27 protein-coding genes are annotated in these 24881 nt (G+C 43.6%); 13 read left to right on the plus strand and 14 right to left on the minus strand.

All coding sequences use genetic code 11. The features are described 5' to 3' along the window. Positions 1-458 precede the first annotated feature (458 nt). Positions 459-2429, plus strand: a complete 1971-nt coding sequence (locus KHN79_RS14190) for a replication initiator protein RctB domain-containing protein (RefSeq protein WP_182010527.1) — start codon at positions 459-461, stop codon at positions 2427-2429. A gap of 285 nt (positions 2430-2714) precedes the next feature. On the opposite strand, the gene KHN79_RS14195 is transcribed toward KHN79_RS14190, so the two are convergent. After that, positions 2715-3182, minus strand: a complete 468-nt coding sequence (locus tag KHN79_RS14195; RefSeq protein ID WP_182010528.1) for a transcriptional regulator — start codon at positions 3180-3182, stop codon at positions 2715-2717. A 511-nt stretch (positions 3183-3693) separates the two neighbouring features. On the opposite strand from KHN79_RS14195, the gene KHN79_RS14200 reads away from it, so the two are divergent. The 3 genes from KHN79_RS14200 (at position 3694) to KHN79_RS14210 (ending at position 5516) form a co-directional block, all read left to right on the plus strand. Further along, positions 3694-3891 carry a hypothetical protein gene (locus KHN79_RS14200; protein WP_182010529.1) on the plus strand — a complete coding sequence of 66 codons (198 nt, stop codon included), beginning with the start codon at positions 3694-3696 and terminating at the stop codon, positions 3889-3891. Between the two features lie 562 nt (positions 3892-4453). Continuing rightward, positions 4454-4663, plus strand: coding sequence for a DUF3283 family protein (locus KHN79_RS14205; protein ID WP_182010530.1), 210 nt, complete (start codon positions 4454-4456; stop codon positions 4661-4663). A 136-nt stretch (positions 4664-4799) separates the two neighbouring features. Further along, entirely contained in the window at positions 4800-5516 is a 717-nt protein-coding gene (locus KHN79_RS14210) for a YebC/PmpR family DNA-binding transcriptional regulator (protein ID WP_182010531.1), read from the plus strand. A 123-nt stretch (positions 5517-5639) separates the two neighbouring features. Here the strand turns inward: KHN79_RS14210 and KHN79_RS14215 are convergent, their stop codons facing one another. Together KHN79_RS14215 and KHN79_RS14220 are read right to left on the minus strand one after the other, a co-directional pair. Then, positions 5640-6134, minus strand: coding sequence for a peptidylprolyl isomerase (locus KHN79_RS14215; protein WP_182010532.1), 495 nt, complete (start codon positions 6132-6134; stop codon positions 5640-5642). A 61-nt stretch (positions 6135-6195) separates the two neighbouring features. Continuing rightward, positions 6196-6582 carry a DUF393 domain-containing protein gene (locus KHN79_RS14220; RefSeq protein ID WP_182010533.1) on the minus strand — a complete coding sequence of 129 codons (387 nt, stop codon included), beginning with the start codon at positions 6580-6582 and terminating at the stop codon, positions 6196-6198. Between the two features lie 690 nt (positions 6583-7272). On the opposite strand from KHN79_RS14220, the gene gltS reads away from it, so the two are divergent. Beyond that, positions 7273-8499 (plus strand): sodium/glutamate symporter, encoded by a 1227-nt coding sequence (gltS, locus tag KHN79_RS14225; RefSeq protein ID WP_182010534.1) that lies wholly within the window; start codon positions 7273-7275, stop codon positions 8497-8499. Between the two features lie 88 nt (positions 8500-8587). Here the strand turns inward: gltS and KHN79_RS14230 are convergent, their stop codons facing one another. The 3 genes from KHN79_RS14230 to KHN79_RS14240 are packed head-to-tail and all read right to left on the minus strand — an operon-like array spanning position 8588 to position 10643. Then, positions 8588-9418, minus strand: coding sequence for a hypothetical protein (locus KHN79_RS14230; protein WP_182010535.1), 831 nt, complete (start codon positions 9416-9418; stop codon positions 8588-8590). Then, positions 9418-10275 (minus strand): ABC transporter ATP-binding protein, encoded by an 858-nt coding sequence (locus tag KHN79_RS14235; protein ID WP_182010536.1) that lies wholly within the window; start codon positions 10273-10275, stop codon positions 9418-9420. Before KHN79_RS14235 ends, KHN79_RS14230 begins: the two co-directional genes overlap by 1 nt. Then, positions 10263-10643 (minus strand): GntR family transcriptional regulator, encoded by a 381-nt coding sequence (locus KHN79_RS14240; RefSeq protein ID WP_182010537.1) that lies wholly within the window; start codon positions 10641-10643, stop codon positions 10263-10265. The genes KHN79_RS14235 and KHN79_RS14240 overlap by 13 nt, the downstream gene beginning before the upstream one ends. A 254-nt stretch (positions 10644-10897) precedes the next feature. Here KHN79_RS14240 and KHN79_RS14245 point away from each other — a divergent pair, with 254 nt between their 5' ends. After that, positions 10898-11764, plus strand: a complete 867-nt coding sequence (locus tag KHN79_RS14245; protein WP_182010538.1) for a glycerol kinase — start codon at positions 10898-10900, stop codon at positions 11762-11764. 85 nt (positions 11765-11849) lie between these two features. Here the strand turns inward: KHN79_RS14245 and nagB are convergent, their stop codons facing one another. Next, positions 11850-12650, minus strand: a complete 801-nt coding sequence (gene nagB, locus KHN79_RS14250; protein ID WP_182010539.1) for a glucosamine-6-phosphate deaminase — start codon at positions 12648-12650, stop codon at positions 11850-11852. Between the two features lie 340 nt (positions 12651-12990). Here nagB and KHN79_RS14255 point away from each other — a divergent pair, with 340 nt between their 5' ends. Then, complete coding sequence (locus KHN79_RS14255; RefSeq protein ID WP_182010540.1) at positions 12991-13242, plus strand: DUF3081 domain-containing protein; 252 nt, start codon at positions 12991-12993, stop codon at positions 13240-13242. A gap of 156 nt (positions 13243-13398) precedes the next feature. On the opposite strand, the gene KHN79_RS14260 is transcribed toward KHN79_RS14255, so the two are convergent. Further along, a complete protein-coding gene (locus KHN79_RS14260) occupies positions 13399-13752 on the minus strand; it encodes a DUF413 domain-containing protein (RefSeq protein WP_182010541.1) in 354 nt (117 codons plus the stop codon). Between the two features lie 148 nt (positions 13753-13900). Between KHN79_RS14260 and KHN79_RS14265 the strand changes: the two genes are divergently transcribed. Continuing rightward, entirely contained in the window at positions 13901-14794 is an 894-nt protein-coding gene (locus KHN79_RS14265; RefSeq protein WP_182010542.1) for a LysR family transcriptional regulator, read from the plus strand. A 75-nt stretch (positions 14795-14869) separates the two neighbouring features. On the opposite strand, the gene KHN79_RS14270 is transcribed toward KHN79_RS14265, so the two are convergent. The 3 genes from KHN79_RS14270 to KHN79_RS14280 all read right to left on the minus strand — a co-directional run bounded on the left by KHN79_RS14270 (position 14870) and on the right by KHN79_RS14280 (position 16654). Next, the gene (locus KHN79_RS14270; RefSeq protein ID WP_182010543.1) at positions 14870-15565 is read right to left on the minus strand and encodes a pirin family protein; all 696 of its coding nucleotides are present in this window, start codon (positions 15563-15565) and stop codon (positions 14870-14872) included. Positions 15566-15661: 96 nt separating this feature from the next. Further along, a complete protein-coding gene (locus tag KHN79_RS14275) occupies positions 15662-16105 on the minus strand; it encodes a DoxX family protein (RefSeq protein WP_182010544.1) in 444 nt (147 codons plus the stop codon). Positions 16106-16450: 345 nt separating this feature from the next. Then, on the minus strand, positions 16451-16654 hold the full coding sequence (locus tag KHN79_RS14280; RefSeq protein WP_182010545.1) for a hypothetical protein: 204 nt from the start codon (positions 16652-16654) through the stop codon (positions 16451-16453). A 200-nt stretch (positions 16655-16854) separates the two neighbouring features. Between KHN79_RS14280 and KHN79_RS14285 the strand changes: the two genes are divergently transcribed. Together KHN79_RS14285 and KHN79_RS14290 are read left to right on the plus strand one after the other, a co-directional pair. Beyond that, positions 16855-18222 (plus strand): AlkA N-terminal domain-containing protein, encoded by a 1368-nt coding sequence (locus tag KHN79_RS14285; RefSeq protein WP_182010546.1) that lies wholly within the window; start codon positions 16855-16857, stop codon positions 18220-18222. Continuing rightward, positions 18219-18701, plus strand: a complete 483-nt coding sequence (locus KHN79_RS14290) for a methylated-DNA--[protein]-cysteine S-methyltransferase (RefSeq protein ID WP_182010547.1) — start codon at positions 18219-18221, stop codon at positions 18699-18701. Before KHN79_RS14285 ends, KHN79_RS14290 begins: the two co-directional genes overlap by 4 nt. A 77-nt stretch (positions 18702-18778) precedes the next feature. On the opposite strand, the gene KHN79_RS14295 is transcribed toward KHN79_RS14290, so the two are convergent. Further along, the gene (locus KHN79_RS14295; protein WP_182010548.1) at positions 18779-19387 is read right to left on the minus strand and encodes a YitT family protein; all 609 of its coding nucleotides are present in this window, start codon (positions 19385-19387) and stop codon (positions 18779-18781) included. Positions 19388-19695: 308 nt separating this feature from the next. Between KHN79_RS14295 and KHN79_RS14300 the strand changes: the two genes are divergently transcribed. Further along, on the plus strand, positions 19696-20097 hold the full coding sequence (locus KHN79_RS14300) for a GFA family protein (protein ID WP_182010549.1): 402 nt from the start codon (positions 19696-19698) through the stop codon (positions 20095-20097). On the opposite strand, the gene nhaD is transcribed toward KHN79_RS14300, so the two are convergent. After that, positions 20094-21524, minus strand: a complete 1431-nt coding sequence (gene nhaD, locus KHN79_RS14305) for a sodium:proton antiporter NhaD (protein ID WP_182010550.1) — start codon at positions 21522-21524, stop codon at positions 20094-20096. The two genes, KHN79_RS14300 and nhaD, sit on opposite strands and share 4 nt — an antisense overlap. A 412-nt stretch (positions 21525-21936) precedes the next feature. Beyond that, positions 21937-22962: an acyltransferase family protein gene (locus KHN79_RS14310; RefSeq protein ID WP_182010551.1), complete on the minus strand. Its 1026-nt coding sequence runs from the start codon at positions 22960-22962 to the stop codon at positions 21937-21939. A 279-nt stretch (positions 22963-23241) separates the two neighbouring features. Here KHN79_RS14310 and KHN79_RS14315 point away from each other — a divergent pair, with 279 nt between their 5' ends. Together KHN79_RS14315 and KHN79_RS14320 are read left to right on the plus strand one after the other, a co-directional pair. Beyond that, entirely contained in the window at positions 23242-23832 is a 591-nt protein-coding gene (locus KHN79_RS14315; protein WP_182010552.1) for a TetR/AcrR family transcriptional regulator, read from the plus strand. A 126-nt stretch (positions 23833-23958) separates the two neighbouring features. Beyond that, positions 23959-24816, plus strand: a complete 858-nt coding sequence (locus KHN79_RS14320) for an alpha/beta hydrolase (protein ID WP_182010553.1) — start codon at positions 23959-23961, stop codon at positions 24814-24816. Positions 24817-24881: the final 65 nt, after the last annotated feature.

Raw genomic sequence — 24881 nt, forward strand, 5'->3', positions numbered from 1 at the left:
TTGATCAGACAAATTTAATCATCTTGATCATTGTTCCGAGTGGAATTGAGTGGCTAAAAGCTCGAATCTTGCTATCCGAAAAGTTGCAGAAACGAGCAGTTCTGTGGATAACATGTACAAATATCATGATCATTGTTTCAAGAGCTTTTTGATCATCTTTTCAGAGTCTTAATGATCATGCTTGCAGCAGAATATGATCATGCTTTCAAGGTTTTGTTGATCATCGTTTCGTGAGTTAGATGATCATAGTTCCGAATGGCCAACAAAAAATATATATTAATAACAAGGCGTTATAGCGAGGCCCTCACCTGGATCATTAGATCATATAATCAATTAAGATCAATTTAATCAAAAAGATCAGTTATTTAAAAAACAAGATTTTTTCTTTATTTATGATCTCTTTTTCTTTATTCTTCGGAACCATAGCACAACTACGGCCAATGTGATCTGGATCTACAATGACAGCTGATGAAAAAATTCTGATTAAAGCCCCGAGAAGCCACAAAGACGGCCATCTTTTTGAAGTACACGAATCTTCTGCCGACTGGGTTGAGCAATATCAACATTTCAAAGGGGTGACCAAAAGCATCTTAGAGTTGCTTAATCTAATTTCATTACGAGGTTTCAGTAGCAAAGACGGGCTGGTATCAACAACTGAAATTGTAGAAGCCACAGACGGTCAGTTAACTCGAGCAGCACTTCAACAAAGACTGCGCGCAGCAGTTAATATCGGTTTATTTACCCAGACACCTGTTCGTTTTGAAGAGGGATTAGCTGGTAAAACGATGTTACACAAGTTCGTTAATCCTAATAAGCTCATTTCGGCGCTTGGAGCTACGAGCCTGGTGACTGAAAAAGTTCGTCAGAACGAAAAACAAAAACGTTCTAAAGCACTGGCACAGACACAAGTAAACAAACGTTTGTTAAATGAACATGGTCTGAATACACCGCCGATGATGAAAGATGAAGCTGATCAATTTGTCGTATCTCCGACTAACTGGGCTGGGATCATCGACCAAGCACTAGCTCCGCCTCGCACTCGTAAAAGTTATCAGAAATCCATGGTATCAATATCCGGCACTAAGGCTGTGATAGAAACACGATCATCCAAAAATATCATGACGGTGGATGATCTTATGACGCTGTTTGCTCTGTTTACCCTGACGGTGCAGTATCATGATCATCATAAAGATCAGTATCACCTCGATGCTGCCCATGTTCCGAACAAGACACCGCTGTACATTACCGATATTTTGTCACTGCGAGGCAAAAAAGACAGTGGTCCTGCACGTGATTCCATTCGTGACAGTATCGACCGAATTGAATTTACCGACTTTCAACTGCATGAACTGACTGGTCGCTGGTTAAGTGAAAATATGCCAGAAGGTTTTAAGAGTGATCGATTCAGATTCCTTGCCAGAACGATCACGGCATCAGAAGAAGCACCTGTAGAAGGCAGCGACGGTGAAATCAGGATCAAACCAAATCTGTATATCCTGGTTTGGGAACCGTCATTCTACGAAGAATTACTCACGCGTGATTATTTCTTCCTCTTCCCGCCAGAGATTCTTAAGCAGCATACGCTAGTATTCCAGCTGTACTCGTTTTTCCGCAGCCGGATGGTACGTCGTCATGCCGACTGTATGTTACTAAGTGAGCTGAATCAGAAATTAGCACGCAACATAGAATGGCGCCGTTTCTCTATGGATCTGATCCGTGAGTTAAGACGACTGTCTGATGGTAAAGGGACGCATGATCTTTTTGTGGTGAACTTGTGGGGCTATCATCTGACGATCGAAACCATCGCTGAAAATGATAAAGTCATGGACTACCAGGTCGACATCAAATGTGATGTCGAAGAAGTGCTGCGTTATTCAAGAGCTCGCACCACCAACGCAGGAAAGCGCAACATGGCTCCTACGCTGCCAAACCCACTTCGCAATGAGATGGTCACCAAGCAGCAGCTCGAAGAGCTCTCAGGTATCATTGACGGCGAATTTGAGCCTATCCAGCGTAAAGCTCCGTCTCCGCGTGGCAATTTAGGTCGCCGGGTGAAGCAAAGGAAGCATCTGGTAGAGATCAATGCGGATGAAATTACGATCACGCTATCTAAATATACCTCTTCAGAGGCCCTGGAACGCAGTATAACGGCTCTTTCAGCAATGACAGGGCATTCCTATGCCTCAATCAAGGAAGAATGCTCTGAGTACGTTGACAAGCTCGATTGGCTTAGAGTAGGGGATGAGCCCGTACCATACGAAACACTGAGCAAAACCGTAGAGTTATTTAATGCGCAAAACGACATCAAACATCTCACAATTGAGCGTTTGATTGCTGGCTTAGCTGTTCGTCGCAAGGTATGCAGACAAATTTTTGATGGCCATTTGGATGAGATGGTCTATCGGGCACTTGATGAGATGGCAATTTAGTATCGTATTGCCTGGTGTATTTGCAGTTAGAACTACGAGTAATTGATTTCAAATGTAATAAATTTTTTCAATGATAGAAATCAAACCTAACTCTTACAAAATGATGACAATCGTTATCTGTGTGCATACTAATCTTAATCCCGAATAGACAACCTTTTGTCCTTTCTGATGATTAATAGATAGGCTCATATTGTTACATTCGTTCTGAATAGATTTCGCGAGTTTCCTTCAAAAGAAACTCGCTTTTTTTTGCCTATTTTCAGCTGCCCTTGATCATCATTCCGACTAATGGAAAACTCCTTGATCATGCTTCCCAGTTTCATTCCAATTTAATGATCGCATTAAGGTGACATGTGAATTGATCAAGTTATTTGCTTGATCTTGCCACTGATCCTGATCGTCTTGCTGATTACAAAACTCCAACGCAAGAACCGTTAAATGCTGAAGACGCTTTAGGCACCAGTCTTTAATCAGAATATCATTTACAAGTGTGCAAGCCGCCTGCTCGAGCTTTGTGCTGGCGTAGAGCAAGATTTGATAGCTCTTGTGCGGGTCGCGGTATCTGACACCTTCAAATACTCTTAAGCACCCATCCAGCCAGCAGGAGAGGGCTTTGCTCTGTTGACTTGTAAGTTCGGGCCCAAACACGCAATCCGGAGCTCGATATAAGATTGCCTCTAGTGCTTCTACTTGATCATGCTTCTGGGATTCGTACCAGTGTGAAATCTGATCTTGCCAACTGTTGAGTTTCACTATGTTACCTCACATACCTAATCGCCTATAGGCTTTCTCGTGGTAAAGCCTTTTTAACTGAGTATTTCGCTATTCATACCGATAGTTTGGTTCATTTTTGGTTGGTTTCCAAAGCGATGTTCATACATTGTGACTGTGGTGATTTATTCGTTCGGTAATTGGTTACAGTGAATCTCTGACTGAAAACAGGTCAAAGTTGGGGGAGGGGCCTGCGTAGCGGACGAATGAAAGGTTCTGCAAAAGACAAATGAAAGGAATAGTGAACCCAGAAGAGCCGCGATTGGGGAGCTGGAGATAATGAAAAAGTGAGAGCTAGATCAGCACACTTTTCGTAAGGTTAATCACTCAAATTTAATCGCAAATTAAGTCTTTGGCAAAGCCTAAATGATGAATCTGTCATCGTAGTTATGAAAGGTCGGGAAGGGTCACATTTCCCTACAGTTTTTCTTATCAGCGTTGTTGTGGTTTGCTATAGATTACTCATCGAAAACATGGTGTGTTCGGAGGAAATATGTCCATTAATTCTATCAACCATGAAGAGATGAGCAACATCGCTCACAAGTGGGAATTAGCTGAAGAAGAAATCGTTGCGAAGCCAGAAAAAACAGTTAAATCAGCTGAAGCCAGAAGACGCATTGAAGCTCTTCGTGAAATCCGAGAAAGCGGATTGACTATTGAGGAAGCTAAAGAACTTGGCTTGATTCACTGATTCGTTCCTTTACGTAAAATAATAAACAAGCGAGGGTAGTCATCAGGCTACCCTTTTTGTTGGTTTCAGTAGCCGATTACGCACCTTGATTGATATTGAAATGTATATATTTCAAATGGTTGAGATTGCTTTTGTAATGTCCTGACCGCGATTGAGCATAAAGTTGTTTTACCTGACAGCCCAATGAGTCGATATAAGTTTTACACTGTAAATGACCGAGTATGTTTCCCATATCGATTTCCTGCCTTGCTGAGTATTACCAATATCGAAGGCATATCAATTTTCCAAATTTAACCATACAGATTCTGTTTTTGCTTCAGTAAGTGCTAAGGGCAATGACGAATAACAAGAGCAAGTACTGATCAATGATTTTGCTTTATGAGCTCCATAACAAGGAGTGATTGGAAAGATATTTGGACGGTATTTGGTTAAAGTATTGAAAATTGATGTCATACCAAATTAGTATCTTGAATTTGATCAAGATACGTGCGTTTCTATTCTGTAATTGCGAGCCGGTATGCTATAGTGCGCGGCTAGTATTTAAAGTACCCTGAGGCTGTGAATGTCGTTTAATCTATCCCTATTGCCGCCTGACGAAAAAAACAGAATCGAACTGGATAAGCAAGCTTCGTTTTTGGTTTGGAAACTCAGAGAGGCCAAATCTGGTCCGGAAGCGATAGAAGAACAACTGTCTAAGATTAACGATGCTGATGAAAAAGCGTTTTTCCAGCAATCGGTTGAAAAGTACAAGCGAGTAATGGGTGTCGCGTAAAGTGACTCGTAGCTCTGGTGTAAATCAGCGCGGCGAATGAGGTAACTTCTCCATTCCTCTGCAGAGCGAGAATTGAAATGCTTTCGCTTTTTGCTAAAATCCTTCGCATTAAATTTGAATTTAGAGAGACATCCCGATGGGAAGAAGTTTTGAAGTGCGCAAAGCCTCAATGGCGAAAACAGCAGGCGCAAAAATTAAAGTTTATTCCAAATACGGTAAAGAAATTTACATGTGCGCGAAAAATGGCGGTGCAGACCCAGACATGAATTTGTCTCTTAAGCACCTGATCGCGAAAGCGAAAAAAGACCAAGTTCCTGCACACGTTATCGATAAAGCAATTGATAAAGCTAGCGGCGGTGGCGGTGAAGATTACGTTCCTGCGCGCTACGAAGGCTTTGGACCAGGCGGTACAAGCGTGATTGTTGATTGTTTGACAGATAACGGCAACCGTACTTTCCAGGACGTACGCCAATGTTTTGTTAAAACAGGTGCAAAAATTGGTGTTGAAGGTTCTGTGTCTCACATGTTTGATCACCAGGCGGTATTCCAGTTCAAGGGTGAAGATGATGAAATCATCTTAGAAACGCTGATGATGGAAGATGTAGACGTAACAGATGTTGAACTAGAAGATGGTGTGATCACTGTATTTGCCCCTCACACTGAGTTCTTCAAAACTAAAACTGCTCTGAACGGCGCTTTCCCAGATCTGACGATTGATGTGGAAGAGATTACTTTCGTTCCTCAAACGCATACACCAGTCGCAGGTGAAGACGCAGAGAAATTCCAGAAGTTCCTGGATCTTTTGGATGACTGTGACGACGTTCAGCAGGTATACCACAACGCAGAGCTGTAATATTTAGCTTTTGTCGTTATATAAAAGGCTTCCATCAGGAAGCCTTTTTTGATCCCTATTTACTCACAGTCTAGGTAGAGTTTGCTGCTTCGAATGTCAGGTGAATGAGCTATTATTCTGAATTCATTCGCTGATCGTCACTTTCTCGATAATGACCGATTCGCATGGAACATCATCATGACCAAGCTTGGATGTGGTTTTCACTTCTGCGATGCGATTCACCACATCCATGCCAGCAGTAACTTTGCCAAATACTGCGTAGCCCCAACCGAGGTTGGTCGTGGCCGTATGGTCGAGAAAATCGTTGTCATCTAAGTTGATAAAGAATTGTGCGGTTGCAGAATGTGGTGCATCCGTACGAGCCATGGCGATCGTTCCGATGGTATTTTTCAAGCCACGGTTTGCCTCATTAGCAATAGGAGCTCGGGTTGGCTTCTCGGTCATATCAGCAGTATGGCCACCAGCCTGGATCATAAAACCTTTGATTACGCGATGAAAAATCGTCCCTTCATAAAAGCCCTCTTCACAGTATCTTTTGAAGTTTCTTGAGCTTACTGGTGCCTTTTCAGTGTTCAGTTCAATTTCTATGTCACCGAAATTGGTCGTCATAATGATCATTGAGTCTGTCTCAGGTAGTGTATGTGTTGGGCATTATATCTTAGGTGGTTCCGTGTGCGTATCAACGCGAACACTGACCGCTACCGCAGCGAGACTTACCTGTTAACCAGTAAGAAATACGGTACCTGTTGTTGGCAAATATCAGATAGAGCCTGTCAGCAACCGGCTTAATCAAAGGCCACCGTAATGGTGCATAAAGCCAGCCTCTGCCCACCAGCTGCCACGCCCGGTAGGTGACGTCTAAACCAAGGTATAGCTGGCCGTTATTGTCCAAAGCATGGAGTATGTTATTGGCTTTATCTGCATCTATTTGTGGGTAACTGGAGAATTCATCACTATGAATGTCCACGGTGCGGATATGCTGATGCGTATCGTGATTCGCTAAATTTCTCATCTCTTTAGCGCAAAGCGGACAGGTTCCATCATAAAAAATGGTGAGCTTTGTCATGGCAATCCCTTACTTTGTTTTACCTGAAACTATTCGAATCACGGGTTATACGATTTTTGTGCTGATTTTAACTTATTGAGTTTTTTATTTTCAGCTGCGTTTTGTGAATGAGCACTGAATCATTCGGATAAAAAATTATTGATTTCGTGAATGTTGTTGAAATAATGAGAGTTTTTATGAATGTGCTATAATTCAGCGTCGCTGTAGCCGATACGTTTGTCATTGCCTGAGAGTTTCCTGGGATTCGGTTCGTCTTATCCATCATGAGCCAGGGTGATTAAACTCCGACAGGAGCAAGCAACACTAGTTTGTTTACATACTATCTCGGCACTTTATCGGCTTCGGCAGTAAGAAACCTGAATCAATAGCTATCGACACTTCTATTTTGTTTAGGGAGCTGTTTAAGGCTCAGAACAAGTCATGTGAAATTACTCCCCTTACACTGAGCACCTGTCTGGGCCAATGTAAGGCAGAAGAAGGAGCTTTACGAGCTCCTTTTGTGTTTCGAGGGAAGAAGCAACGAAAACACAGGAGATTGATAGTAATGAGAGCTTTCGCTCTTAGTTTTAAGAAGGGAAGGAGTTCTCTAGGATCATTTTTAAAAATTCAGTGAGAAAATTTGCTATTTGATCAGGTTAAACCAACACTCATTCATTATGGAGGATGAAGAGAACCATAATAAGAGGTGATATGAATAATATAATATCTGTAGGGGCTCTGGAGTCCTTCATGATCGCGATTAGTGTGCTTTTTCTTGGTCACTTTGTGAATGCAAGAATTCCAATTTTAAAGAAATTCAATATACCTGAGCCGATAGTTGGCGGTCTTATCGTAGCCTGTATCATTACTACTCTTCATTTCAATGGCATCGATTTAGAGTTTGATCTGCCTTTGCAGAATACTTTTATGCTGATGTTCTTTTCAACGGTGGGTTTAGCCGCTAATTACACTCAATTGATGAAAGGAGGGGCGAAGGTCTTTATCTTTCTGGCAGTGGCCTCTTTCTACATCATTATCCAGAACGGGGTAGGCGTCTCTCTGGCTGCCGCGCTGGGGTTAGACCCGTTAATGGGATTAATTGCCGGGTCAATTACCTTATCTGGCGGTCACGGTACCGGAGCGGCCTGGTCACAAACTTTCCAGGACGTATATGGACTCAATCATGTACTGGAAATTGCGATGGCTTCTGCCACGTTTGGTTTGATCATCGGCGGTATTATCGGTAGTCCGATGGCTGAACGTTTGGTGGATAAACACGGTATTGAGTCTGAATATGGTCGCAGTGATAAAACGCACGAAAGATTCCCGGAGTTGGTCACTTACAATGAATATGAAGAAGATAAAGTAACTGCGAAAAAGGTCGTCGAAAAACTGTTCTTCCTGCTTATCTGTGTGACTGGGGCAAAGTACGTTCAACAATGGGTCACTACGTTTGAGATCAAATGGCTGATGATCCCTGACTTTGTGTATGCACTGTTTATCGGGGTAATTGTTACCAACTTCCTTGAAGTGACCAAGATTCGAAAACTGCATGTAGAAACCGTCGATATGCTTGGTACCGTCTCTTTGTCTCTGTTCCTGGCAATGGCTTTAATGAGTCTAAAGCTTTGGAATATTTTTGACTTGGCGATTCCATTCCTAGTTATTCTCGGGGTGCAGTCTGTGGTACTGGCAGTCTTTACCTACTATGTAACCTTTAAGGTTATGGGCAGTAACTATGATGCTGCGGTTATGGCTGGTGGCCACTGCGGTTTTGGTCTGGGCGCAACGCCAACTGCGGTAATGAATATGGGCTCTATAGTAAATCGTTACGGCCCGTCGCCGCAGGCATTTATGGTAGTGCCGATTGTCGGTGCATTCTTTATCGATATCGTAAACTTACTTATCCTGCAGGGGTATATATCTTTCCTCGGCTAGATGGACTCGTTAATTGTTAACACAAAAATGGCCACATCCTTAGTTGTGGCCATTTTTTATCGCGGACGTCTATATCCATTCTGTAGGATCATTTAATGGTCCGGCTAAACCTAAGGTTTATTGTCCATGCTAATAATCCAATTAGAGCATAAATACCGATATAAGCGCTCCCGGCCTCAATGAGTGCATCCAGTGGATTTTGGCCTATGATGGCGTGAAACGGCAGATAGAACATTTTAGAGACAAAGTCATCTACTCCATAATATCCAAACAAAGCTATCGGCATCCAACGGAGTGCATAAATCGCGAGAGCGAGGATTACCAATGGTGAAGATAATTTTTGAGAGATAGCCATCATGGTTAACCCAACAGGTAATATGAACAACGCTGCCAGTCCCATGCGCATCAAAAATTCAACCCAGTGCATTAGTACATATGCCATTGAGGAGTATCGACTCAAGAAACCGATTTGATGATCGGTTAAAATATTCAGTGCCCATAGCATCAGATCAGAGATTATGACTAAAGAGGAGCAGACCAAGGGGATCACCAACAGACTAAAAGCGAGCTTTACTAAGTGAGTTTGCGTGTCGCTGACAGGCATGCTGCGCCAAAACATGATGCTACCTTCAGAACGCTCTTTGCGCAGTGTTCTCGGAAAATAAAGAGTACCTAATAGGATTGACAACAGACCTGATCCGCCCGCGATTAACGTACTTAACTCATCCCCGAGCTTTCTTTGTATTTCCTGGTCACTCTCTTGCGTACTAATTTGGAAGATAGAGTAATGCTCAAAATCAGAGTTAACCATGATGCTGATAAACAATAATGTGATGCATGCTAAGAGGAAAAATGGCACGCGCGACACCAGTGGGTTTTCCAACCACTCTCTGTGTAACATCGTTAGCACGGGATGCATCAAGTTTCTCCTTTCTGAAGTGCGAGAAACAAGTCGGTAAGAGTCACGTGATTAATGTCTCCAATTCCTTTTACTTGCGTGAGGTATCGCGAAGGCAGCAACCAATGGGTAGTCGTAAGCCCTCTATTTGATGTTAGAGGGTGCATCGCTTCAATTTGCGATTGATGTTTATTGCTGGCATCAAGCATGAAGTAATCTTTATAGATTGATCTCATAGACTGCTGCAGAATAGGTTGTCCATGCTTCAGGATAAGCACATCCGTCAATAAATGCTCAATTTCCGAAACCTCATGGCTGGCGATAATCAGTATGCGCTCACTTTCGTCTAACCACTCTTGTAGGTGGTGATAAAAAGTCTCTCTGTAAACCAAATCTAATCCTAATGTTGGTTCGTCCAGGATTAATATTTGCGTATTCGTGGCAACTACTATTGCCAGGTGTAATTGCACTTTCATCCCTTTTGATAGTGCTCTGATACGTACCCGAGATTGGATATCGGTTTGATGAAGGATTGAATCCGCTTTTTGCCGGTTAAACCCCGAGTGAACGCCTTCGGTATATCTCAGTAGTTGTTCGACTGTCATCCAGTCAGGCAATACGTTTACATCAGAAATATACGCCAAGCTCTGCATTATTTTATGACGTTGGCGGATCGGTTCGTAACCGTTTATATGAATTGTTCCCTGGTAATCGTGTACCCCAAGCATCGCGTTAATTAAAGTCGATTTCCCCGCTCCGTTGTGGCCCAGCAGGCCAAGGACTTGGCCATGGTGCAAGTCAAAAGTGATATCTTGTAGTGTTTCTCCTTGCTTGCGATATAGCTTGGAGACGTGTTTTACACTGACTATTGCATCCATTGATCACCTTTCATATGTAATTTGAGAAGTTGATTTAGCTCTTCTATCGGCATATTTAGACGATTTAAGGTGTCGGCAATTTGAGGAATTTGTTCTTCTAGGAAGCGCGCTTTCTCGGTTTCCAGTATTTGTTCTTTAGCTCCCAGAGCAACAAACATTCCCTGACCAATCTTCTTCTCAATAAAGCCTTTACTTGCCAAAAGGTGATAGCCCTTCATGACGGTGAGATGATTGAGCTTCATATCCGCCGCGATACTACGAACTGAAGGTAATGCTTCGCCTTCTTTCCACACTCCCTTTAGTATTTTCAGGGTGAGCAGGTCTGCTAACTGACGGAAAATCGGCTGTCGATCATGCCAATCTGTCATAATTAAACTTTTTGATTAGTATGAGTGTTATATAAAGGTATAACACTCGGAAGTTAGTATCGAAAGTCTCGAATGTGAGATGGGTAGGATGAGGCGTTGTTTTCAATAGCGCTGCTTGTTAATGACTGCTACTTCAAGCAATGAAATCAGTAGGTTAATATATTAAGACTTCAAATGCAGGATTTTAATAAATGAATATACGATTTTGGAGAACACTCTGCATCATTCACTGACCAAATCCGGAGGCTAAGAGTTTGTCGGAAAAAGTATCGACGTCGGCATTAGCAAAAATGCGCAATATAGAGGCTAAACAGCTGTTTGCCGATTTGAAGCGGGCGGGTTATATCACACGTAAAGATGATAAGTGGATTCTTACTGAAGAGGGGGCTAAGTTTGGCGGCGAGTACGTGGATCACGCCAAGTTCGGGCAATTTATTGTATGGCCATTGTCTCTACATGTAGAGTTGGCTTCTGCGTCAGGTAAGACATTAACCGCGACACAACTCGGTGAGAAGCTCAAGCTAAATCCAAAGCGCATCAATCAACTGCTGAGTGAACTGGGTTGGATCAGCAAATTGGAAGACGGCTGGAGCGTCACCGAATCCGGTATTCGAGCTGGTGGCCAACAAAGAACAGATAAAGAGTCACAACATAGTTTTGTGGTTTGGCACCAAGTCGTACTCAGGAACAAGCGCCTGAATCAGTCGGTTGTAGAGTTTTTGGGGCTGGACGCTGAGTCTCATTCAACGGATCGCTCCTATTCAAGTTTTCGTCAGAAGTTTGAGGCCAAATACCGTACATTAGATGGCCACTATGTCCGTTCCAAAGGTGAGCTGCTGATAGATAATTGGCTGTACTTAGCCGGTGTTGTTCATGCTTATGAAAGGCAACTGCCGATTGAGCAAGAGGTCACCAGTGATTTTTACCTGCCTGCAGGTAAGGTATATTTGCAGTTCTGGGGAAGTGATACGGGAGAGGTCAGTCAAACTGACAGAGATGCGATTCGAGCGGTGTATGAGCAACATCACTTCAATCTGATTGAAGTAGATCCTTGTGAGCTTGATAAGCTCGATGAAATACTTCCAAAGCGGTTGCGCCAGTTTGGTATTAAGGCGTATTAGTCTCCACTTCTTGTAGGAAACGAAAAACCCGTGAAAAGTCACGGGTTTTGTTTTTATAGCAATAAGGAAACTTTTGATTGAGTGACTAGAAGCCTTCGATGTTTTTCGCTTCAAGCTCAGAGAAATATTTCACGGTTTTTACTTTTAGCTCTTGCTGAGAAGGCTCATCACATACGATCACCGCTTTAGGGTGCAGTTGGAGCGCTGATACGGTCCATAAGTGATTGACACTGCCTTCTACCGCAGCTTCAAGAGCAAGGGCTTTGTTGTGGCCCGTTACCAGAATCATCACTTCTTCCGCGTCAAGCAGCGTACCAACACCGATAGTCAGAGCGTATTTAGGAACCTGGTTTATGTCGCCGTCAAAGAAGCGTGAGTTCGCGATACGAGTGTCTTCTGTCAGAGTCTTGATGCGTGTGCGAGAAGACAGAGATGATGCAGGCTCGTTGAAGGCAATGTGACCGTCGTTGCCAACGCCACCCATAAACAGGTTGATCTTACCGTAAGACTTGATCTTGTCTTCGTAGCGCTTGCATTCCACTTCATGGTTATCTGTGTTGCCGTTCAGCAAATTGATGTTTTCTTCCTGAATATCAATGTGATTGAAGAAGTTGTTGTACATGAATGAACGGTAAGACTCAGGGTGGTCTGCTGGGATACCAATGTATTCATCCATGTTGAATGTAACGACATGTTTGAAGCTCACTTCACCAGCCTGGTGTAGCTCAATTAACGCTTTATATGTTGCTAGAGGAGTGCCGCCAGTAGGTAGACCCAGAACGAACGGACGCTCAGCGGTAGGTTTGAAGTCGTTGATACGCTTAGCAATGTGTGCTGCTGCCCATTTACCTACTTGTGCTGCTCGAGTTAACGGGATAAGTCTCATGTTGTGCCCCTAGTAATTGGAAATTAAGATGTTCTGAAACATTAATTTGCATTATAAAATAAGTTATCTGGTTCTGCTATTGTTTTAGGTCAAAAATTTGTATTTTCTTTAACCAGTGTCCTTTTTAACTACTATTCTGATGCTTTTTTAAACTAATTAAAACTGTTTAATGGTTTCAACTGCTCTCCACACTAAGAGTTTAGTTAGATAAATTTTATGATTGAAATTAAGTTTCATGCAGGCAATACGACCCAATATTTGATTTCAGATAACCTTGAATATGGCACGTGGCAGATTCCTTATCCATAATTAAACAGTGTGGACTGGTGAGGAATTCGCGATGAAAAATGAATTGGATCCGAGCAAAGTACTATCGGCATATGAGAATGTGATGAATAACGGTACACCTACCGAGTTTGGGAAGATCTATGAAGGGGTGGAAGCGTTTTCTGATTATGACGGCTATAACGTATTTTTGAGAGGTAATGGCGTTGAGTTAAAGGTTGGCTTTCACAACACGTACCACCTTGAGTACGATCAGGAACACTTAAAAGAGAGTTTCTTGAAAAAAATTGCAATGCTTGCCAAGTAAGCCAGCACGCTTTCAGTAAATAGAAAGCAGTAAAATTAAAAAAGCCCTTGGGAGAACGCGCCTTTGGGCTTAAGGAGAAGAAATAAATCACAAACGTTCATCCGACATCGGTGAATGAACGTCTGCCTAGGACACAATGGCCTAGCTATTCGTTAATTAATCGTCTTCAACTAAGCTCTCTTCTGCAAAGTCTTCAGTCGCATCCGGTTTATTACGTCCGTTTAGCGTATGGAAGCGCTTACGACCACGCGCAAGTTGAGTGTATTTCAACCAAGTGCGCTCAATTTTCGTTTTTGCTTTACCAGGGTGCTCTAACACCTTGACGAAGTGTTTCTCTTCGCTGTTTTCCGGTGTTAATTCGCCTGATTCCAGGCCAAGCATTGTATCCCCATAAATTGTTAGGATTTCCTCTTCTGCAAGAGTAAAATCACCAGACTTTGCAAATCCGCGTGGGAATTTTACGTTATCGTAAAATCGTTTTTTGCCATGACGGAATTCAGTGTCAGACATGTCAACAGCCTCTGTAACCGTTATTGATTGATGTAGTGAACTAAGGCGAAAATTAGGCGCAAAGCCGACAAAAGAAAAACAAATTTTTTTTATCGTCATGATTTTAAATAGTTGTTAATCTGGTTTTAAATCAACCAGGAGATGGTTTATGGATGTAAAGGTCTTTCGAACATTTTTAGAGCTGGCAAGGGTTCGTCACTTCGGACGTGCCGCTGAGAATTTATATATTACCCAAGCCGCAGTAAGTGCTCGTATCAAACAACTGGAAAGTTATTTCGATACTCAATTGTTTATTCGTGATCGAAATAACATTAAGTTAACTTCTGCTGGTGAGCGTCTGATTAGTTATGCCGAGGTGATGGTGACTACATTGCAGCAAGCGAAGCTGGAACTGTCACTCGAAGATGGTAAAGGCTTACAGCTCACATTGGGTGGCACGCCTAATATCTGGGATGCTTATCTGCAGAACTGTTTAAGTGTGGTTACAGACTCTTTTGGTGGCTATGGTTTTATGGCCGAAGTGATGGGGCGTGAAATGCTCAGCCGCAGCCTGTTAGAGCGCACACTTGATATGGCGTTTGCTTTTGATCAGATAAAAGCAGATGAGCTGAACTGTAAAAAAGTGGCCGATGTGGTTCTTGTCCTGGTATCGACGGAGCAAGATTCGCTAGATACGGTATTTGATAACAAATACGTATATGTTGACTGGGGAACGCGCTTTGCCTCAGAACACTCTGAGCGTCACCCTAAAATATCAGCACCATACTTGCGAACTTCTACTGCGCGTATTGCTCTGGATTTCATTTTAGAGAAAGGTGGCGCGGCTTACCTGCCTGTCTCTCTCGTAGAGCCATTTATTGCCAACGGGCAGCTCTACAAGGTGTCTGGCGTGGAAGACTGGCATCGCCCTATATACTTGAGTTATCGCAAAGCCAGCTCGTCTGTAGACGCAATTAAACAGGTTGAAGAGATAGTTAAGGAAATTGACCCTCTAACGGCTTACAGCTTGCAGCAAATAGGGTCTGGTACGTCTGGCGAATAATTCTTTACTTACTGATTCCCGAATTGAAGCCCCTGATAGTTTATCAGGGGCTTTTTGTTTTATAAAAAATGAAGATCAGGGTAAGTCGAACACCAGCGCGACGGCGGGCTTATCCGACGGATTGCGGAAGCGTACCGTTTTTTTCTGGACTATTTTTGCACCGTCGCCTTCAGTTAGGGTAGTGCTGTCGACTTGCAGAGCGCTAGCTACCTGATGAACATAGACGTTTCTGCCCGTTGAGATATCAAAGGTCAATTCGCTGTCGGGCGCTAAAACCAACTGATACAGACGAGTATCCTGCTTGATGGAGAGTGTACCGTTCTCACCCGTTGGAGTCGCAATCGTTGTCAGGCCCGGATTATGGCCAAAGTCTTTTTGCTGGTATCCCGGTTTGTTGCCAAACGTATTAGGCTGAATCCAGATTTGCAAAAAGCGCAGTGGTTTGTTGTCCGAAGGATTAAACTCGCTATGGTAGATCCCTTTACCTGCCGACATAAGCTGAAACTCACCAGCAGGTAAGGTTTGTACGTTGCCCTCACTGTCTTTGTGCGCGATTTCTCCTTCGAGCACGTAGCTGATGATTTCCATATCACGATGCCCGTGGGTATCAAAACCTGCGCCAGGCGAAACAACGTCATCGTTAATCACTCGTAGTTCAGAAAAGCCCATGTGCTCTGGATCGTAATAACTGCCGAATGAAAAAGTATGTTTGCTGTCTAGCCAACCAAAGTTAGCCCGGCCGCGATCATTGGCGTGTCTTACTGTGATCATCATTGCCTCCTTAGCAAGTTGATACCTGAATAACGTTAAGAGGCCTGATCCAGCATACTGTTGCGATATGAATCAGGCCGTTAACGGGGGGATGGATTAATGCAGTTTTTTATTCAGCAGATTATCCAGGGCCACTTTTCCCGCACCGGATAATACGAGTGAAACGCTTGCTGCCAATAACGCCAGACCAAACTCATAACCGTTGTTCGCCAGGAATAAACCATTCTCAAAGTGAACCGAGAAAATAGCGACAAGCATGGTGATAGACAGTACGGTCGCTGCCGGTCGGGTTAGTAAGCCTAAAAGAATAAACAGACCACCAAAGAATTCACCGCTACCAGCAAGAAAGGCCATCAGGACACCGGGGCCTAAGCCAATTGATGCCATCCATTGACCGGTACCTTCCAGGCCGTATCCACCAAACCAGCCAAAGAGTTTCTGAGCGCCATGCGCCATAAAGATAATGCCGATTGGAATACGTAGTGCCAGAGTGCTGTAACCTGCTTGTGATGTAGTGATTTTTTGTAGAAGTGCTTTCATGATTCTGTCCTCATACGATGTGTTCATGAGTAGGGGAGTACATTCTCCCTTGCTGTTGAGAACAGTTTAGGTTGGAGTAACCACATAAAAAATCGGGTGTGTTTGACGTTCTAGTTCAAAAAAATAGAACAAGATTCTTTTTGTGTTTTTAATTAAATATTTAGTTGTTTTTATGAGGCCATTTTAGTAGGTGATTTCTATATTAAAACCCGTATTTCTATCATTTTATTTGAATATGTTGGCATGCGGTGAAGTGAAGAAGGGGAAAACAAAAAAGAGCACAAGGGGATGTGCTCTATTACATTTAAATCTATCTGGAACGAAGATTTGTGAAGAAATCAGGATTTAGAGGTTCATCAAACTTTCTAGTGACTCCTCAATATTGTTGTAGTTAAAAGTCTTGATGTTGCTTCCATCTGTCGCATTGATTTGAATTTCTGAAATCTCACTACCAGAGTTTCGCTCAATGATCCCTATGGAGTGTTCAACGGATTTGCTTGTAATAACCTTTTGGTTTTTAAGCACAATTACGCAAGTATGTAAGTCCATGCCAATTCCTTTTTAGCCGACGTTTACGATTGTTCCCGATTTTACTTTAGTGTAGATATTCACTATTGCCAACAAATCTCAATATTGAGTTCCGAAAATGGCTAATGTTTGTCAGCAATGCGTTCTAAAATCATCATATAGCGAATGAAGCAGACGAAATAAACGACTCATCACATAATGAGAACAGCAAGGTCAGCGTTATGTTAATTAATCCTTATACAACTTTGACATTTGAACAGTGCCAAAAGGCACGTATGTCCAGGGACTGCCGTTTTGACGGGCGTTTTTATGTTGCCGTGAAGAGTACTGGAATATTTTGTCGTCCTATTTGCCCTGCCAATTTACCCAAAGAAGAAAATGTCGAGTACTTTCCTGATAAAACACTGGCTATTAAGGCGGGATATCGCCCTTGTTTGCGTTGCAGACCAGACAGCGCTCCGGGCTCCTGGGCATGGAAAGGTGTTGAAACGACCTTTCAACGCGCCATTGCAATGATTGATAACGGGGAACTGAATCACCATTCTGTAACAGAGCTGGCAGAGCGCGTCGGGATTTCTGACCGTTATTTAAGAATGTTATTTGAGCAATATTTAGGAATGTCACCAAAGCAGTATTCTCAGTATCAGCAGCTTATGTTTGCCAAACAACTTCTGCATTCCAGTTCGATGTCAGTGACTGACGTGGGTTTTGCCGCTGGATTTAACAGTACTCGCCGTTTTAACGATGCTTTTCAGAAAATTTTAAAGCTAACACCATCTCAGGTGAGGCGAAAGGAACTGGATAAAACAAAGACCAATCGCATCGTTTTGCCCCACCGCGGCGAGTTAAACTGGCAACACATGCTGGACTTTTATCGTTTGAGGGCGATACAAGGTGTGGAGTCTGTAACAGAAGAGAGTTATTCCCGTTTTGTGCAATTTAATGGGAGCAAGGCTTGGTTTAAGGCGACAAAGGGGGACAGTCACTTAGAACTTGAATTTGAGATTGAAGATGTCTCTAGACTTCAGAACCTAGTTACTGGCGTTCGTCGTATGTTCGATCTTGATGTCGATATTTCTGCAGTAGAACAGCATCTGAATTTTGTTGCACCGGGTATTGTCAGTCATAAAGGTATCCGGATACCGGGTGTTTGGAATACGTGGGAGGCCGGAGTTCGGGCTATATTAGGCCAGCAGGTCTCTGTTAAGGCTGCAATCGGACAGCTCAATTTATTAACAGATAAACTCAGTGCGGAAGGTGAACCCCGTTACTTTCCTGAGCCTGCTGATATAGTGAATGCGGATGTCAGCTTTTTGCGCATGCCGCAAAGCCGTAAAAATACCTTAGTGAATTTTGCTCAATTTATACTGAAAAACCCTGTGGCAGAGCCTTATCAGTGGCTGAAAATCAAAGGTATCGGGCCCTGGACGGTGAGTTATGCTCAGCTACGGGGCGAGTCTCAGCCTGACTGCTTATTGCATAACGACTTGGTAGTGAAAAAAGCAATGCAGCGCTACCCGTCACTCAGCAGCCAAACTGCTTCTCCGTGGGGAAGCTACGCGACCTTTCATTTATGGAATGAATCATGAAAACGATATACACCGAAATGCCAAGCCCTTTAGGTAAGGTAACTATCCAGACAAGTTCTGAGGGTCTTTTAGGAGTATGGTTTGAAACCTGTACAACGAAACCCGATGTGCTTGGAGAACGCGATGAACATCATCCTATCCTGACTCAGGCGGTAGCACAGCTTGAAGAGTATTTTTCCGGACTGAGAAATGAGTTCGATTTGCCATTGGCGGCAGCCGGTACGGATTTTCAGAATCAGGTCTGGCATGCGCTGACCAATATTCCGTACGGAGAAACATGGAGCTATCAGGATCTAGCAAACGCAATAGGTAACCCTAAAGCAGTCCGGGCCGTCGGTATGGCTAATGGTAAAAATCCCATTTCTGTTGTTGTACCTTGTCACCGTGTTATTGGTAAAAGCGGTAAGTTGACTGGTTATGCTGGTGGGGTAGAGCGCAAGCAGCGATTACTGGCGTTAGAGCAGGGCCAACCGCTATGAGCACAGTTAATGGGTATAAAAAAGCCCCGAGATACTCTCTCGGGGCTGATGTATGGGGCTCAGACCTATAAAAAGGTTTACGCCTCCTGAGGCTTTGGCTGGTAGCGGCCCGGCTTGTGGTTCATTGCCAGGATCAGGTTGAGGATGACAGCGCCCAGTACAGAGAGAGCAATCAGGTAGACATCAACCACAAAAAATGACATCGCTACGATGGCACAATCTAACGCCATTTGTACTTTGCCCGCGCGGATACCAAAACGTTCTTGAAGGAATAACGCCAGAATATTGAAACCACCTAAGCTCATCTTATGGCGGAAGATGACTAGCATTCCCGTACCAATCAGTCCGCCTCCTAGCAAGGCAGCATACTCTGGATTTATTCTGGCTATCTCAATCACGTGATGCAGATGATCGACCAAGAACGAAACAGTCGTCACCGCAATAAAGGTATTAATCGAAAAACGCCACCCCATGCGAGTAACTGACAGAATATAGAAAGGAAGGTTGATAGCAAAAAAGACTTGTCCGAAACTAAAACCACTCACCTTAGTGAGGAAAATTGCCAGACCGGCAGTACCGCCAGTCAGTAACCCTACTTTGCTGAAAACTATTACCCCTAGTGACACCAGTGAACTACCCAGTACCAGAGCTAAGAGGTTCTCTCTAAAGCTATGCTCATTATCCATAAAAATTTTTCCTTGGTTTAACCCCCGCCGTCCGGGCTAAGGGAAAGTGGCTGCCAAAGTGGCAACCAAAAAATGGTCAAGTTTAACCTTTCGACGTCAAGAATCAGGATTGAGAGCGTATGAATGACACTTAAAGAAACAAGTGCGCAGTAGCTCCTCTGCAGAATCAAGTTCGTCGGGTTAATTGCGCATAAAATGTCTTGAAAAGTGATTAATGTCGAGTTTTAAACAAAAATTGAGTGGGTGTTAATGTGTTTAACATAATGTACACAGTGTAAAGTTGTACAAAATCGACAAAAGGAAATGCCATGATCAAAAGAGTTGGAGATACGGAAATTAAGCCGGTTCATACGCTGACTTGTCACTGTGGAGAGGTGGAGCTGGAGTTAACGTTGCCTAACGGTATTGTAAAACCAAGGCGATGTGACTGTTCTATGTGTCGCCGTCGCGGGGCGATAGCCGCTTCAGTTCCGCTTAACGGTATCCGAATTGTGAAAGGAGAGGAAAAACTCAAACTCTATCAGTTCAATACGCACACGGCTAAGCACTATTTCTGTAGCGAATGTGGAATTTATACCCACCACCAACGTCGCTCTGATCCGAGTGAGTACGGGTACAACGTGGGCTGTCTTGAGGGAGTGAACCCTTACCAGCTAGAGGGTATTGAAGTGATGGATGGCGTAAACCACCCATCAGACAGAACGTCTTAGTAAAACAGGCCACTATTTAGCCACAAGTGGGCCATGATACTGGCAGCGTAACCGAGCGCAATGATCGGAGCCCACTTTAAATGGCCGAAGAAAGTGTATTGGCCACGGGCAGCTCCCATTAGCGCGACGCCTGCTGCAGAGCCGATTGATAGTAAGCTGCCGCCAACACCTGCCGTTAAAGTGACGAGTAACCAGTTTCCTACTGACATATCCGGATGCATGGTCAGTACCGCGAACATCACCGGGATGTTATCCACGATAGCAGAAAGTATGCCGACCATTACGTTTGCCCATATCGGATTCCACTCGGTATACATCACGTTAGAAACCAGTTCAAGGTAGCCGAGTAAACTCAAGCCACCTACACACATCACTACTCCGTAGAAGAACAACAAGGTATCCCACTCCGCACGTGAGATGCGGCTGAAGACATCAAATGGCACAACAGAACCTATGCGTTTTAGTGCGGATTCATCGCCATTGGCAATAGCGAATGCAGTTTTTTTAGCCAGAGAATCTTTAAGTGTCTGACGCAGGAAATAGCCAAAAAACTGCAAATACGCTAAACCCATCATCATGCCGATAACGGGTGGGAAGTGGAGCACAGCATGGAAAGAAACGGCAGTAGCGATGGTCAGAATGAATAGCAATACAATACGTTTGGCACCGCGTTTTAGTTCGACATGCTGATGTTCGGTATTTGGTTTGGTAGCCGGGACAAAGAGTGACATGAAGAATGCCGGCACCAGATAGTTTATTAGGGAAGGGAAGAACAGCGGAATAAACTCTGAAAATCTGACATGCCCAGCCTGCCATACCATCAGTGTCGTAATGTCTCCGAACGGGCTGAATGCGCCACCAGCGTTGGCGGCTATGACGATATTGATACAGGCAAGATTGACAAACTTTGGATTGTCACCTGAGACTTTCATCACCACTGCGCACATTAACAGCGCGGTAGTCAAGTTATCTGCGATGGGAGAAATAATGAAGGCAAGGAAGCCGGTTAACCAAAATAATTTCTTAAAGCCGAAACCTTTACCTACCATCCATGCCTGGAGGGCATCAAACAGTCTTCGCTCTTCCATCGCGTTAATGTAAGTCATCGCGACTAACAGAAACAATAGCAGTTCCGCGTACTCAAGCAGGTTGTGCTCTAAAGCGGCTTTGGCTATATGAGGCTGGCCGTGCTGGGCAAAAGTATATCCAATCAGAATCCAGATCAAGCCGGCGGCGAGCAGCACAGGCTTAGATTTTCTCATTTTGAGGTACTCTTCCAGCATCACCAGAGCGTACGCAATGGAAAACAGAATCAGAGCGGTGTAGCCAACGCCAGAATTGACGAGATTAAGATCACTAGTCGCAGCTGCGAAACTGTAACCTGGAAACAATAAACAGCAGAAAGCCACGAAGGCATAGATGGGCATAGACATTTCTCCCTTGTCTTGTTGGAGAAATTTTAGCCATGAATTAAAGAGTTAGTTGTGAGAAAGCTCGAATTAACGATAGGTGCTTGGTTGCTGTGCCACTATTTTTTTAGTGACACAATACCTGCCAGGCAAAACAGAATAGCAGCAGCATATAATCCGTAAGTCAGCCAATGGCTAATTTCTAAAAAAGGAGTAAGTCCTTGAGGTGCCCACATACAGCCTCCGTTAAATGAGCAATCTTGTTATGTCGGGTCAATCTAATGGAAATGAACGATGTTTTTTGTGAGTGATGGCAAATTCCAACAGGATTAGGACAGCAAAATTCAGCCTGTGAGAGTTCTATCTCACTTTTGATTCGCTTGCTCCGACCTGAACAGTCGGAGCAAGCAATGGTTCGAGGTGTATTGATTTAGCGGAGTAATAGCTTTCGCAATGGAGATGCTTCAATACCTTTTACCAGTAATAAGGTAAAGACAAGAGTCATTGGGTAGACAAAGGCATCTTTAGCTAAATTCTGCAGCTGTAGATATCCGGCTACATTAAAGATCATTATCATCACCAGCAGATGACTGACGTAGATACCTAAAATACTTGATGAGCATTTATACACCCATGGCATGTCGCCAAAGTTCGGGTGAGCTAGAAGCCACATGAAAATTCCGACCGACCAAATAACAGTACCAAATAAGAAATCATGGCTGTTAAACACCACATCGTGCTGCATTAACCAGTACGCTTCTGCAAAATGGAGCCCCATACCAAGTATCATCAGGAGGATGGCCTTACCTGATGAGTAACACCACTGTTTTTCCCTTGCCAAGTAACCAAGGACAACCAATAACGTACTAAAGAAAGGGCCATTACGAGTGAAAAACGGTGATGGCAGTTCGGTTAATGTGGAATAGCTGCCTGCCAGTACTCCATACACATAAAGTAGTAATGCGATCGGTAGTAACAGCTTTGACTGCCCAGCTTTAACTAAAAAAGCAATCAACGCCACGGCGATCACTAGTGCGGGTAGAAACCATAAATGCACCAGCCCCCCTTCCATTAGAGAATTAACCGGAGATAACATCAGGTAACCCCAGTAACCTTGCCGCTCGGCTAAATACCCTGCTTCAGAGACGGTTTGCCACTGAAAAGGGAGCACTAAGCTAATGACACTCCACAAAACCCAGATTTTCATCAAAGGTTTGGCGTAGTTTATAAGTGTTGAGGTTGGCTTAATACTCAGCTTGGGCTGGATAAGAAAACCTGAAATAAGGAAAAACAGAGGAACAGCAAATCGCGCCAGCTGGTTGATTATATAACCGACCCAAGGTACTTCATCCCACTGCCAGTAAGTGAGAGCCATTTGGCAGTGAAGGCCCACAATCGCAAACATAGCGATTACCCGGGCAAATTCTAAACTGGCTATTTTTTTGTGTGTCACCATAAAAAGTGCTTACCTAAATAAAACGTTGATACTTAAAAATGCGAATTCCAAAAGGAACAGCGTATGGGAAAGTAACAGCTGGTGGGCGAGTTTATGCATGAAAAAATCAACTCTTAGCCGGTTAGTGATAAGAAATGCCTTAAAGTCAGAGCCAGCTCAAACTTCTTCGCCGCCACTCATTTCCCTGTTCAATATATCCACGCCGTAATTTTATTTAAAATTGGTTAGACCAGAACACTAAAACTTGCATAAAAGAACGACCGTGCTAAAAATACAGATATGAAAAAAGGAAAAGTAACCAAAGAGTTTATTCTGCAGCGAGCTTTTGCCATCGCCAGTGAAGAGGGGCTGGAGAGCCTTACCATTGGTGAACTGGCCAAGCAGTGCGGCATGTCGAAAAGTGGCTTGTTTGCCCACTTTAACTCTAAGCTGAATTTGCAACTTTCAGTATTAGAATATGCAAATCAGGTGTTTACATCTCGCGTGATAGCGCCTGCACGGGAGTTAGGGGACGATCGCATTGAGAGCAAAATTCGCGGGTTGTTAGATTCCTGGATGAGTTGGAATCATTCCTTTCAGGGGAGTTGTATGTTTCTAGATGCGTGGAACGATTCCGCAGCAAGTGATTGCCCATTACAAACCGCTTTACGTAAATCTATCGATACTTGGTTGAATTACTTAGAGATACAAATTGCTAAAGGTAAAGAAAACCGGGAGTTTGCAGAGGATCTGGATACCAGTCAGGCAATATTTGATTTGTATGGGCAGTATTTGAGCGCGCACGTGTTTTACTCGATTAAAGGCGAAGCAGAGAGTCAGAGGCTTTTCTGGCAAGGGATTAATAACTTGTTTGCTCGCTGGAAGGATTAGAGTAAGCGATAACATTTAAATACAGAAGGGCGACTTAGTTCGCTCTTTATTATCAGCATAAAAAGCACGACCGTTCTATTTGCTGCGATTGGTGTTGACATCATGCTGATAGTTAAGGAAAAGATCATGAGTGATAAAATCTACTTCAATACCTCGCAGCGTTTCAGTGTTAGACGTAGTCTGGTGAATATCAGTACCCGTCTTCACCATACATTGGCACCAAGACATGCTAAAAATACTGCGAGAAAACTGCTTCTTACCCCGGTACGCACGAAACCTAAAAATGCTGAGCCAAAAGGTTTGGTTAAAGGAGAGGTCAGCGGCTTTGGCGGCGTTATTAAAACTTACTCTCTTGGTAAGGGGCCTGTGTGGGTTCTGACTCACGGTTGGTCTGGTACGGCAAGTCAGTTTTTTCCTTTAATGGAACACATTGCCTCTAAAGGTTTTACCGCTTTGGCCTATGATCATCCCGCTCACGGTGAGAGTGACGGTCAGTACGGGCACATTCCCGGGTTTATACGCGGTCTGGAAGATGTACTGGATTCCGTTGGCGATATTGCTGGTGTGGTAGGGCACAGCATGGGGACTGCCTCTGCACTGGAATGCAGACATCGTAAACTGGAAAACAAGCCGTTTCTGCTCATAGCGCCGGTTTTGAACTATGTGGAAAATCTGTTTAATAGTATTGCGCGCTCGGGCTACTCCATGAAACTGTTTAACGCTGTGGTATCAGATGTGGAAGAGCAGTTTGGGTATCCACTGGAGTCCATTGATCCGTTTAAACGACTCTCAGAGCGTGAGTCCATGACCATTATTGTTCATGATGAGCAAGACAAGTTCACTAAACACAGTGTTTCTACGAAAGCGGCAGAAGAGATAACTAATGTTGAGCTGGTAACAACCCAGGGACAAGGCCATGGCAGGGTAATGAAGTGTGAGCAAGTGTTCCAAAGCTTTGATCGCTTAGTCGAGAGCAACGTTTAGAGACTTGATGAAAATAAAGGACAGCATTCGCTGTCCTTTTCTTATTTAAAGTTAAACCAATAGTG

This window comes from Vibrio sp. B1FLJ16 (assembly GCF_905175385.1).
GTDB lineage: Bacteria > Pseudomonadota > Gammaproteobacteria > Enterobacterales > Vibrionaceae > Vibrio.